General features: G+C 59.5%; 11 protein-coding genes. 4 read left to right on the top strand and 7 right to left on the bottom strand.

The window, feature by feature from the left end; all coding sequences use genetic code 11:
- Nucleotide 1 precedes the first annotated feature (1 nt).
- From oadA to ACEN8E_RS29205, 3 genes are all read left to right on the top strand, one after another.
- Nucleotides 2–1,810 (top strand): sodium-extruding oxaloacetate decarboxylase subunit alpha, encoded by a 1,809-nt coding sequence (gene oadA / locus ACEN8E_RS29215; RefSeq protein WP_495590810.1) that lies wholly within the window; start codon nucleotides 2–4, stop codon nucleotides 1,808–1,810.
- Nucleotides 1,811–2,095: 285 nt separating this feature from the next.
- Nucleotides 2,096–3,448, top strand: coding sequence for a HipA domain-containing protein (locus tag ACEN8E_RS29210; protein ID WP_495590809.1), 1,353 nt, complete (start codon nucleotides 2,096–2,098; stop codon nucleotides 3,446–3,448).
- Nucleotides 3,445–3,723 carry a helix-turn-helix domain-containing protein gene (locus ACEN8E_RS29205; RefSeq protein WP_085716166.1) on the top strand — a complete coding sequence of 93 codons (279 nt, stop codon included), beginning with the start codon at nucleotides 3,445–3,447 and terminating at the stop codon, nucleotides 3,721–3,723. The genes ACEN8E_RS29210 and ACEN8E_RS29205 overlap by 4 nt, the downstream gene beginning before the upstream one ends.
- A 73-nt stretch (nucleotides 3,724–3,796) precedes the next feature.
- Here ACEN8E_RS29205 and ACEN8E_RS29200 read toward each other — a convergent pair whose 3' ends face one another.
- From ACEN8E_RS29200 to ACEN8E_RS29190, 3 genes are read right to left on the bottom strand one after another with little or no spacing between them, the layout of a single operon-like run.
- Nucleotides 3,797–4,468, bottom strand: coding sequence for a GNAT family N-acetyltransferase (locus tag ACEN8E_RS29200; RefSeq protein WP_495590808.1), 672 nt, complete (start codon nucleotides 4,466–4,468; stop codon nucleotides 3,797–3,799).
- Nucleotides 4,469–4,485: 17 nt separating this feature from the next.
- On the bottom strand, nucleotides 4,486–4,932 hold the full coding sequence (locus tag ACEN8E_RS29195; RefSeq protein WP_495590807.1) for a GNAT family N-acetyltransferase: 447 nt from the start codon (nucleotides 4,930–4,932) through the stop codon (nucleotides 4,486–4,488).
- A gap of 9 nt (nucleotides 4,933–4,941) precedes the next feature.
- Nucleotides 4,942–5,565 carry an FMN-binding negative transcriptional regulator gene (locus ACEN8E_RS29190; RefSeq protein WP_495590806.1) on the bottom strand — a complete coding sequence of 208 codons (624 nt, stop codon included), beginning with the start codon at nucleotides 5,563–5,565 and terminating at the stop codon, nucleotides 4,942–4,944.
- A 92-nt stretch (nucleotides 5,566–5,657) separates the two neighbouring features.
- On the opposite strand from ACEN8E_RS29190, the gene pdxR reads away from it, so the two are divergent.
- Complete coding sequence (gene pdxR, locus ACEN8E_RS29185; RefSeq protein ID WP_495590805.1) at nucleotides 5,658–7,214, top strand: MocR-like pyridoxine biosynthesis transcription factor PdxR; 1,557 nt, start codon at nucleotides 5,658–5,660, stop codon at nucleotides 7,212–7,214.
- Between the two features lie 64 nt (nucleotides 7,215–7,278).
- On the opposite strand, the gene ACEN8E_RS29180 is transcribed toward pdxR, so the two are convergent.
- From ACEN8E_RS29180 to ACEN8E_RS29165, 4 genes are all read right to left on the bottom strand, one after another.
- Complete coding sequence (locus ACEN8E_RS29180; protein ID WP_495590804.1) at nucleotides 7,279–8,379, bottom strand: polyamine ABC transporter substrate-binding protein; 1,101 nt, start codon at nucleotides 8,377–8,379, stop codon at nucleotides 7,279–7,281.
- Between the two features lie 11 nt (nucleotides 8,380–8,390).
- Nucleotides 8,391–9,422, bottom strand: coding sequence for a histone deacetylase family protein (locus ACEN8E_RS29175; protein ID WP_495590803.1), 1,032 nt, complete (start codon nucleotides 9,420–9,422; stop codon nucleotides 8,391–8,393).
- 140 nt (nucleotides 9,423–9,562) lie between these two features.
- Nucleotides 9,563–10,558 carry an AraC family transcriptional regulator gene (locus tag ACEN8E_RS29170; RefSeq protein ID WP_495590802.1) on the bottom strand — a complete coding sequence of 332 codons (996 nt, stop codon included), beginning with the start codon at nucleotides 10,556–10,558 and terminating at the stop codon, nucleotides 9,563–9,565.
- 175 nt (nucleotides 10,559–10,733) lie between these two features.
- Complete coding sequence (locus tag ACEN8E_RS29165; protein WP_495590801.1) at nucleotides 10,734–11,738, bottom strand: asparaginase; 1,005 nt, start codon at nucleotides 11,736–11,738, stop codon at nucleotides 10,734–10,736.
- Nucleotides 11,739–11,800 lie beyond the last annotated feature (62 nt).

The raw sequence follows: 11,800 nt of genomic DNA, 5'->3' as shown, positions 1-11,800 counted from the left end.
AATGAGCAAGCAAATCCACGTTACCGACACGATCCTGCGCGACGCCCACCAATCGCTGCTCGCGACCCGCATGCGCACCGAAGACATGCTGCCGATCTGCGACAAGCTCGACAAAGTCGGCTACTGGTCGCTGGAGTGCTGGGGCGGCGCGACATTCGACGCCTGTGTACGTTTCCTGAAAGAAGACCCGTGGGAGCGTCTGCGCCAATTGCGCGCCGCGCTGCCTAACACCCGTCTGCAAATGCTCCTGCGTGGCCAGAACCTGCTGGGCTACCGCCATTACAGCGACGACGTGGTCAAGGCCTTCGTTGCCAAGGCTGCAGTCAACGGTATCGACGTGTTCCGCATTTTCGACGCCATGAACGACGTGCGTAACCTGCGCGTGGCCATCGAAGCGGTGAAAGCCGCTGGCAAGCACGCCCAGGGCACCATCGCCTACACCACCAGCCCGGTGCACACCATCGAGGCCTTCGTGAACCAGGCCAAGCAAATGGAAGCCATGGGTTGCGACTCGGTGGCAATCAAGGACATGGCCGGCCTGCTGACTCCGTACGCCACAGGCGAACTGGTCAAGGCACTGAAAGCCGAGCAGTCGCTGCCCGTGTTCATTCACTCGCACGACACCGCCGGCCTGGCTGCGATGTGCCAGATGAAGGCTATCGAAAACGGCGCCGACCATATCGACACCGCGATCTCCAGCTTCGCTTGGGGCACCAGCCACCCGGGCACCGAGTCGATGGTCGCCGCACTTAAAGGCAGCGAGTTCGACACCGGCCTGAACCTGGAGCTGCTGCAAGAGATCGGCCTGTACTTCTACGCCGTACGCAAGAAGTACCACCAGTTTGAAAGCGAATTCACCGCCGTCGACACCCGTGTTCAAGTCAACCAGGTGCCAGGCGGCATGATTTCCAACCTGGCTAACCAGTTGAAAGAGCAGGGCGCACTGAACCGCATGAGTGAAGTGCTGGCCGAAATCCCGCGTGTGCGCGAAGACCTTGGCTTTCCGCCGCTGGTGACCCCGACTTCGCAGATTGTCGGCACCCAGGCGTTCTTCAACGTGCTGGCCGGCGAGCGCTACAAGACCATCACCAACGAAGTGAAGCTCTACCTGCAGGGCGGCTACGGCAAGGCGCCAGGCACCGTGAATGAACAACTGCGTCGTCAGGCCATCGGCAGCGAAGAAGTGATCGACGTTCGCCCGGCTGACCTGCTCAAGCCGGAAATGGCCAAGCTGCGCGCCGATATCGGTGCACTGGCCAAGTCTGAAGAAGACGTGCTGACCTACGCCATGTTCCCGGACATCGGGCGCAAGTTCCTCGAAGAGCGTGCGGCTGGAACCCTGACCCCTGAAGTGCTGTTGCCGATTCCGGAAGCCGGCAAGGTGGCTTCGGCAGGTGGCGAAGGCGTGCCGACCGAGTTCGTGATCGACGTTCACGGCGAAACCTACCGCGTCGACATCACCGGTGTTGGCGTCAAGGCCGAAGGCAAGCGTCACTTCTACCTGTCCATCGACGGCATGCCGGAAGAAGTGGTGTTCGAACCGCTCAACGAGTTCGTCGGCGGCGGTAGCAGCAAGCGCAAGCAGGCCAGCGCACCGGGCCATGTCAGCACCACCATGCCGGGCAACATCGTCGATGTGCTGGTCAAGGAAGGCGACACCGTCAAGGCCGGCCAGGCCGTGCTGATCACCGAAGCGATGAAGATGGAAACCGAAGTCCAGGCCGCCATCGCCGGCAAAGTCACTGCCATTCACGTGGCCAAGGGCGACCGGGTGAATCCGGGCGAAATCCTGATCGAGATCGAAGGCTGAGTTAACAGCCTCGATTCAACGCTTTAAACCTCGGGGGGGCATGTGCTCCCCTTTTTTTATGCCTGCAAATCCTTTCCTGGAAGCGCGCATTTTTCTGAAGTCTTCCCGACAGCACCTGGGTGCCCCTATTAAAACTGCATTATTTTGCAGTTTTCGGCAAGGGACTACCTTTCGTATGCATTTTATTGCGTATGCCAATGCTGTTGATTTTTATCGGATGCATTATATTGCGTTTATACTGGGTGAAGCTCTTCAAGAAATGCATTTAAATGCAGGTGGAAAAGCATGTACAACCTGACATTGCAGATTTTTACGGCGGGTGAATGGTCCGACGCTATGGTCTTGAGCTTTGATAACCCTGAAAAGGGTTTCGAAAGCCGGTGCAATTTTGGTTACGAAACGGGTTATCTCGTCGATAACCATGAAGCCATCGGATCCCCGTTCTCCAAGGCTGTGAGTGCAAGATTCCCATTGGATTGGGAAGGTCGGCGATCCAACGCGCCAGCATTCGTGCATGACATTGCACCTGCCGGAGATGCAAAACGATTTCTTCTCGCACGCATAGGGCAAGACAAACCCGCTGATATCAGTGTCGACCTTTACCTGTTGGGCAGGAGTACTCCGGCACCTATCGGCAACATGCGAATCAAAGAATCTGCCGAGGCGGTTGATGAGCGTGAGCCTATTGGGTTTGAGCGTCAGGATGTCGTCAGTCGAGACAACCGTTTTCTCGAATACGCCTATGAGCTGGGCGCTGCGATTGGCGGTGCGACAGGCGCCGGAGGTGAGGCGCCGAAGCTTTTGTTGGCCGAAAACAAGACTGGCCTCTTGTATCCGGACGCAGTGCTGGAAGACCGGGATGTCACCCAACATTGGTTTGTGAAGTTTGCCCGCAATAAAGGTAACCAGACTGATCAAGATATCCTGCGAAGCGAATACCACTACTACAAAGCTCTCCAGGCGCTGGGTATCGAAACAGTCGCCGAGGAAGGATTGGCGTTAGAGGAAGCGACCAAACCCAGCTTGTGGATGCAGCGTTTTGATCGTCAGGTAACAGTCCAGGGTATAGAGCGTTTGGCGGTAGAGTCGATTTATTCGCTGGCGAATGTCACCAAGCCTGGAAGTGCGATGAACCACATGGAGGTTATCCGCATGCTTGCCGGGCTCTGGCGCGAAGTGGGGCAGGCGGATCGGATTCCGGATCTTGTTGCCGATTACCTGCGTCGGGATCTGCTCAACAAAATCCTCGGTAACTCGGATAACCATGGCCGCAACACCGCAATTATTCGGGATATGGACTCGTTTCGTTTGGCGCCGATTTATGATTTGGCGCCAATGGTGATGGATGACGAAGGTGTGACCCGCACGACCAAGTGGCCAAAAGAGTTGGAGAGGGCAGGCGATGTCGATTGGCGCGGAGTCTGTCGAGTATTGGCGGATATCGCTGATCCGGAAGATCCATTGGCAGCGTTGGCTGACGCGCCAGACTCTTTCGAGCGCTTGCGGGAGGATGCACAACGTTTGGTGGCACTTCCCGATATTTTGACCGCCAGTGGATTGCCCGCCACGACGATGAATCACCCGCGTATTGCATTGAAAAATCTGGAGCAACGTTTGAAAGAGTGGGATCTGAAATGAGCATGACCGTTGCCGAGCGCACGGTGCTCATAGAAAACATTCAAGAAGGACTCACCCAAGGCTCGATTGAAATAGGTGAAGCCGTCCGGCGCCTGCGAGTGGAAGTGACCGGCCTGCATCAGACTCAATTTGCCAAGATGTGCAAAATCTCGGTTCGCACCTTGGTGCATATCGAGCATGGGGAAGGAAATCAGACGCTGAAGTCACTTAATGCAGTATTCCGCCCGTTTGGATTGAAGATGGGAGTGGTACGCGTTCGACGTGATATCAGCTGAATCAGCACCGATCATTTGTAGGCGCCGGCCTGCCGGCACCTAAAGAGATCAGACGTTGCTGATCCTCAATTGATTAGCCGCGGCACTCTGAAAGCGTTTTTACCTGTCCCGAATCACTCTGGTTCTCATCGCTCAACCAGCGCTCAAACCCCGCACCAATCGTCGGCCATTCCGAGTCCAGGATCGAATACCAAGCCGTATCCCGATTCTGCCCCTTGACCACCATGTGCTGACGGAACACGCCCTCGAAACTGAAACCCAATCGTTCGGCTGCGTATTTGGAGCGGGCGTTGCCGTTGTTGCACTTCCATTCCAGGCGACGGTAGCCGAGGGCGAAGGATTCCCTTGCCAGCAGATATATCGCTTCGGTACTTCTTGGTGAACGCTGCATCGGCGCGCCGAAGGTGACGTGGCCGATTTCGATGCGGCCCTGGGACGGGACAATCGACATCAGGCTGAGGATGCCTTGCACTTCACCGCTGGTACGGTCGATCACGCTGAAGAAGTAGGGGTCGCTATTGGCCGCATGGTTATTCAGCCAATCATTGAACGCGCTACGCTCCGGAAACGGCCCGTAGGGCAAGTAGTCCCAAAGCTTCGGATCGGCGCCAGGACCTTGCAGGGCTTTGAACAAATCATCGCCATGGCGCGTCGGGTCGAGTTTTTCCAGGCGGATGAAACGCCCTTCGATGGTTTGCACCGTTGGGGCCGGGACGCCTTTCCAGTCAGCGAGTGAAGTCGACATGCTGTTCTCCTTGAACCTTAAATGGCTTTACGAAACTGGATGAAACCGGGACGTTCGGCGATGCGCTCGTAGAGCTGGATCGCGGTGGCGTTGGTTTCGTGGGTCAGCCAATGCACCTTGCAGCAACCATCGGCCTTGGCGGTGGTGTAGACGAACTCGATCAACTGGCGGCCGACGCCGGTGCCACGGGTTTCAGGTGCTACCAGCAAGTCTTGCAGGTAGCAGGAATTTTCGATGCTCCAGTTCGAACGATGGTAGATGAAGTGCACCATGCCCACCGCCTTGCCGTCGGCCCAGGCGAGTGCTGCATGAGTCGTCTCGCTCGGGTCGAGCATACGCTGCCAGGTACTTTGGGTGACCGCTTCAGGCAGTTCCGTGTTGTAGAAGTGCAGATAGGTCTGCCATAGCGGCAGCCATGCGGCGTAGTCGTCGGCGCTGACCTGGCGGATTTCGATCTGACTCATGTTCGTTCCTTATCGCATCAAGTGGGCGAGGGCCTGATCGTGCGCGTCAGGGCTGGCGGCCAGTCCTTCGCGCACACCGGCGATATCGGCGGGGTCACGGTTCTGGCTGAGCTTGCGCTTGCCTTCAAGGCGTTCGATCGGCACGGCAAAGCCGACGATGGCCTTGAGCATGCCGTCGATGTAGTCGGCGGGGGCGTCAGCGACTTTCCATGGCTGGGCGCGGCCGGCCTCATGGCGATCGGTGAGTGTGCTAACGATGTCGAGCAGCCGCCCGCCATCGCTGAAAGTTTCGGCGCGGCCATAGGCGTGGACGGCGACGTAGTTCCAGGTCGGCACGACTTTGCCGTGCTCGGCCTTGCTCGGATAAAAGCCAGGGCTGACGTAGGCATCGGCACCGGAGAAAATCAGCAGGGCTTCAGCACCGTCGCGCAGGTCTTTCCACTGCGGATTGGCCTTGGCCAGATGCCCGTATAGCGTGCCGTTCGGACCTTGTTCGCGATGGAGCAGCACCGGTACATGGCTGGCTTGCAAACCGTGCTCGCCGTGAGTCACCAATATGGCGAGGCGAGTGGCGAGGATCAATTCGTGTAATTGGGACAAGTCATCGATGGCAAAGGCGCGCGGCGTGTACATGGAGAAATTTTCCTTGGCGAATGCCTGCATCCTAGGCAGGCTATTGGTCTGTTGTAAGAGCCATTAATGGCCAATTTCATAGGTCCATTGCCATGTCGGATTCTCAGTCGCTGTCCTTGTCGTTCAATCCAGCAGGCATTGAACTCGATCGCCGTCAGGGGCTGAGCCGCCAGCTCTATCAGGCGCTGCGCATCCGCGTGCTCGACGGTCGGCTCGCCAGTGGCACGCGCCTGCCGGCCAGTCGTGACCTGGCGGCGGCATTGGCGATTTCCCGCAATAGTGTGGTCCGAGCCTACGATCAGCTGTATGCGGAAGGCTTCATCGAGGGACGGGTGGGTGACGGGACTTATGTCGCCCAATTGCCGCAAAGTGCATTGCCGGAAAAAAAACTATCCACAAAAGTATCCACAGGGTTGTCTACAGGCTTACCCACAGCCTTATCCACAAATTGGCTGGATTTACCTGTGGATTCATCCAGCAAAGTTATCCACAGCGGTGCGTTGGGGCGAGTTGAAAAGAACCATTTGGCACTGCCGCCGAGTGGTCCGCCCCGGGCATTTCGGGTCGGGGTCCCGGCCTTCGACCTGTTTCCGTTCGAGGTCTGGGCCAAGCTGAATGCGGCTTTCTGGCGCAAACCGGCTCTGCAGCAGCTGTGCTACGGCGATCCGGCGGGCGATGCGCGCCTGCGCGGGATGATCGCCGCGTATTTGCGCAGTTCACGGGGTATGCAATGCACGGCTGAGCAAATTGTGATCACCAGTGGCGCACAGCAAGGAATCAGCCTTTGTGCACAGTTGTTGGTGGAGCCTGGAGACGGGGTGGCGATTGAAAACCCGGGTTACCGCGCAGCGGGTCATGCATTCGCCGTGGCGGGGGCACGGCTGCACGGGGTGACGGTGGACAGCGAGGGCATCAATTGCAGCGAACTGTCAGCGCTCGATGATTGTCGGCTGACCTACGTCACGCCGTCACACCAGTATCCCACCGGCGTGGTCATGAGCCTGGCGCGACGCCTGGAGCTACTGGCCTGGGCCGAGCGCACCCAAGGCTGGATCGTCGAGGATGATTACGATGGCGAGTACCGCTACAGCGGCGCGCCATTGGCGCCTTTGGCAGCACTCGATCGTCACGGGCGAGTGTTGTATGTCGGCACGTTCGGCAAGGTCGCGTTTCCGGCGTTGCGTCTCGGTTATCTGGTGCTGCCGCCGGAGCTGGTGCAGGCCTTTGCACAGCGACGTGCGGTAGACGTGCGGCATTCCGAAGTCAGCACCCAGGCGGTGATGGCCGAGTTCATGGCGGCCGGGCATTTCCAGCGTCACATCCGGCGCATGCGGCGTGCGGCGCTGAGCCGGCGCAATGTCTTGCTCAATGGTTGGCTGCAGGATATTCCAGGCATCGGCAAGCTGCCCGCCGTCGCCGCGGGACTGCACATGACGGTGCCGGTCGACAGCGTGGCCCGTGAACACGAACTGATCGAGTTGGCGAGCAGTGTCAATGTCGAGGTCAATGGCTTGAGCAGTTATTGGCTGCCGGAGTCCGCAACCCCGATGGATCAACGCGCCGGTCTGGTGCTGGGTTTTGCCGCCGTGCCCGAAAAGGCGATCGAGGTGGCGCTGCAACGGTTGCGGACGGTGTGGCCTGCTGGCTGAAGCGTGGGCAAAAAAAAGACCTGCGCAAACGCAGGTCTCGATGACGACGGGAACGGGGCGGTTGTCAGGTTCCGGACTTGATCTTGGTCCAGGCCCGGGTCCGCGCGCGTTCAGCATCGCGCGGCAGCGGTTGCAGGGTGTAGAGCGTGCTCATTGCCGCTTCGGTCGGGTACAGGTTCGGGTTGGTGCGGATCGCCGGGTCGACCAGTTCCGTGGCGTCTTTGTTCGGGTTCGGGTAGCCGACGAAGTCACTGACCGGCGCAATCACCTGAGGTTGCAGCAAGTAGTTGATGAAGGTGTAGGCGTCTTCCGGGTTCTTCGCGCCCTTTGGTATGGAGAGCATGTCGAACCAGATCGGCGCCCCTTCCTTGGGCAGGCGCATGTCGACGACCACGCCGTTCTTGGCTTCCTTGGCGCGGTTGGCGGCCTGGGAGAAGCTGCCGGAGTAACCGACCGCCACGCAGATGTCACCGTTGGCGATGTCGGCCATGTACTTGGATGAGTGGAAGTAGGTGACGTACGGACGGATCTTCATCAACAGCGCTTCAGCCTTGTCATAGTCCGCAGGCTTTTTGCTGTTGGGGTCCAGGCCCAGGTGTTGCAGGGCCAGCGGCAGGATCTCCGACGGCGAGTCGAGCAGGGCGACGCCGCATTGCTTGAGCTTGCTGATGTTCTCTTCCTTGAAGATCAAGTCCCAGCTGTCCACCGGTGCATTGTCGCCGAGCACCGCCTTGATCTTGGCCGGGTTGAAGCCGATCAGGATGGTGCCGTACATGTAGGGCACGGCGAACTTGTTGCCCGGGTCGTTGGCCTCGATCAGCTTCATCAGTTTGGGATCGAGATGGTTCCAGTTCGGCAACTTGCTGCGATCCAGTGGCTGGAACACGCCGGCTTCGATCTGCTTGGCGAGGAACACGTTGGACGGCACCACCACGTCGTAACCGGAGTTGCCGGTGAGCAGCTTGGCTTCGAGGGCTTCGTTGGTGTCGAAGATGTCGTAGACCAGTTTGGTCTGGGCGTTCTGCGCCTTGAAATCTTCCAGGGCCTTGGGGGTGATGTAGTCGAACCAGTTGTAGACGCGTAGCGTGCGCTCTTCAGCGTGCACGGCACCACCGAGCAGCGTGGCGCACAGCGCGGGAGCGATAAAGCGCTTGAGTCTGTTCATTGTTGTTTTCCTCACTGAGCGCTTTCAAAGCCTTCAAGTACGTTCACGGCGTTGATGCCGATTTCTTCCACCGCATAACCGCCTTCCATCACGAACAGCGTCGGTTTACCGAGGGCCGCGATACGCTTGCCCATGGCCAGGTAGTCCGGGCTGTCGAGTTTGAATTGCGAGATCGGATCGTCCTTGAAGGTGTCGACGCCCAGGGACACGACGATGATGTCGGCACCGTAGTTGTCAATCTCTTTGCAGGCCTGCTCCAGCGCCGCACTCCAGGTGTCCCAGCCCGAGCCTGCGGCCAGCGGATAGTTGAAGTTGAAGCCTTCGCCGGCACCTTCGCCCAGCTCGTCTTCATAGCCGAGGAAGAACGGAAACTCGGCTTCCGGGTGACCGTGGATCGAGGTGAACAGCACATCGCTGCGCTCGTAGAAAATCGACTGGGTGCCGTTGCCGTGGTGATAGTCGACGTCGAGGATCGCGACCTTTTTGTGGCCCTGATCGAGGAACGCTTGTGCTGCGATGGCGGCGTTGTTGAGGTAGCAATAACCGCCCATCAAATCGCTGGCAGCGTGGTGTCCCGGCGGGCGGCACAGGGCGAAGGCACTGCGGGCGCCGCGCTGGATTTCCGCCTGGGCGGTCAGCGCCACCTGCGCTGCGCTGTAAGCCGCCTGCCAGGTACCAGCGGTGATCGGCGCGCCGCCATCGAAGCTGTAGTAACCGAGTTCGCCATGCAGACTGGTGGGCTTGACGCGGCGCAGGGTGCGGGCTGGCCAGGTGTAGGGCAGCAGGTCGCCGTCGGTGTTGAATTCGGTCCAGCGGGCCCAGGCACCCTTGAAGAACTCGAGGTAGTCGCGACCATGGATGCGCGCAATGGGCTCCAGGCCGAAATCCTTCGGTGCTTCGACGGGGCCCAGCTCCTGGTTCTTTACCCGTTGCAGGACGTGGTCGGCACGCGATGGCATCTCGAAGCAGGGCTTGAGTTGACCATCGATCAATTCACAACGGCCGTGGTGCAGGTGGTGATCATCCGAGTAGATCGTCAGCATTTCTTGTTCTCCGCAGGCTGATTCGGTTGAACACAGTCTTGCGGTGCGCAGGGTTTAGGAGAACGGCAGGAAAGGCCAAAAGGGGATCGATGTGGCCAAAACATTTGACCGAAATTCGCCCCTTATTGGCGCAAGGAGTGTCAATGCGGCCTGAACTGACTCGGTGCCACACCGCTCCAGCGCACAAAGGCATGGCGAAAACTGGCGGTCTCGCTGAAGCCCAGGGCCTCGGCGATTTGATAGATCGGCAGTTGATCTTCACACAGCATTTGCTTGGCCTGCTCAAAGCGCAGTTCGTCGAGCAGCTCCTGATAGCTGCAACCCATGTCCTTGAGATGCCGGCGCAAGGTCCGTGCCGAGCAATTCATCTGCTCGGCCAGGCCCTCCAGCCCCGGCGCCGCATTCAATTGCGCGCTGAGCAATTGGCGAATCCGCCCGAGCCAGGCCTGGCGCCCGGTGAACTCGATGTTCTGTTTGCGGCAGCGTTCGGCCATGGCCTGATGGGTGATCACATCGGCCAGCGGCAACGGCTGGTCGAGCCAGCGCTTGTCAAAGGCGAAGGCATTGTTGCGCGCGCCGAAGTGCAAAGGGCAATCGAAGTGTTCGGCGTAGCTCGTTTCGTAGTCGGGCGCGGCATGTTCGAAGCGTGCGCCGAGCAAGGGCAATGGATGGCCCAGCAAGTCGTCGCAGGTGACTTTCAGCGACACCAGGCAGAACTCGGCGTTGAACACCGCCATGGCCGGGCTCTCGCGGTAATCGGCGGCGGCGAACCAGACACGCTCGCCATCGTCCTCCAGGCTCAGCTCGAACAGTGTTCCCAGTAGCGCCGGATAACGCATCGCCAGACGCAAAGCGTCACCGAAGGTGGCACTGGTGAGCAGGGCGTAACCGAGTATGCCGTAGCAGGAAACGTGCATCCGCCGGCCCAGTTCCAGGCCGATGTCACGCTTGAGGGCGACGGCATTGGCACAGACCTGCATTTCCTGATTGGTGGTGATGCGCGTGTCTGCGCGGTTCAGATCCGCCGCACTGATGCCGCTTCCGGCCAGCAAGGCTTCGCTGGACAGACCTTTGTCCTTGAATGCGTTGAGCACCAGTGAAACGGCATTGAGCGTGGTGAGGTGGGAATGGAGCATGGCGGCTTCCAGCCTTGGGATAGCTGGAACATAGCAAGTTATATGCCGAGCGCTGGAAACTGTAGGAGCGAGCTTGCTCGCGAAAAACCTGAGAGCTCCGCGGGGTGCCAGGCTTCCAGCGTTATCGTTAACGCCCATCGCGAGCGGGCTCGCTCCTACAGGGATTTGTACTGTGTCAGCTCAATTCGCCGCAGAGGTCGAGTTCAACGAGACGGCGAACTTCAGCCGTTTCAAGACCCGCACCGAGCAAGCCATGCAACTTGCCAAACGCTGCCTCACGGGTCATGCCGCCACCGGATAGCACGCCAACGCCACGCAACCGGCTGCCGGCTTCATACACATCCAGCTCCACGCCGCCTTCATGGCATTGAGTAACGGCAACCACCACCACGCCGTTGTCCCGTGCACGGCCAAGGCTGGCGAGAAACCCGGGGTTGTCGCTCGGGCCGGTGCCGCTGCCGTAGCACTCCAGCACCAGACCCTGAATACCGCTGTCGAGCAAACCATCCAGCACCTCGGCGCCAATGCCGGGAAACAGCGGCAGCACCGCGACATTCGCCAATTGTCTGGGTTGGTTGTAATTCAACTGTGTCGGTAGCAAAGGCACTTTCACGCCACCGCCCTGACGTTCCAGTCGCTTGAACGGATGACGGCCAAAACTGCGTACCTTGGCGCAACGGGTCGGGTCCAGCAGTTCGCCATGGAAGTACAGGTGCACGCCCGGCGCGAGGCCCTGACCCAGTGCAACCAGCGCGCCGCCGAGGTTTTCCCAGGCGTCGCTATCGGTGACACCGGCCGGCAGCATGGAGCCGGTGAAGCACACACGGGCATGCAGGCCGAGCAACTGGAACCTCATGGCGGCTGCACTGTAGGCCAGCGTGTCGGTGCCATGCAGGATCAGTACGCTGTCGCAGCCCTGAGCATCCACTGCATCGACCACCGCTTCTCGCAACTGCTGCCAATACGTCGGGGTCATGTTGGCGCTGTCGATCAGCGGCGACATTTCGCGAAAGCGCCACTGTGGCACCACCAGATCGGGTTGGCTGTGCAGATACTCTCGCATCCGCGCTTCGAAACCGGATGCAGGGGCCAGGCCATGGGCGCTGGCCTGCATGCCGATGGTGCCGCCGGTATAGAGCACCATGACGTGCTGGGCAGCAGGGTAAGTCGAGGAATTCATGGAGACTCTCCGGGAGCGATGACGTCCCTTGTGGAAGCGAGCAGGCTCGCTCCCACAAGGAG

The organism is Pseudomonas sp. Pseusp9 (genome assembly GCF_059491265.1).
Note: the sequence above shows the minus strand (reverse complement) of the source record. Positions and strands in the feature narration are given on the sequence as shown.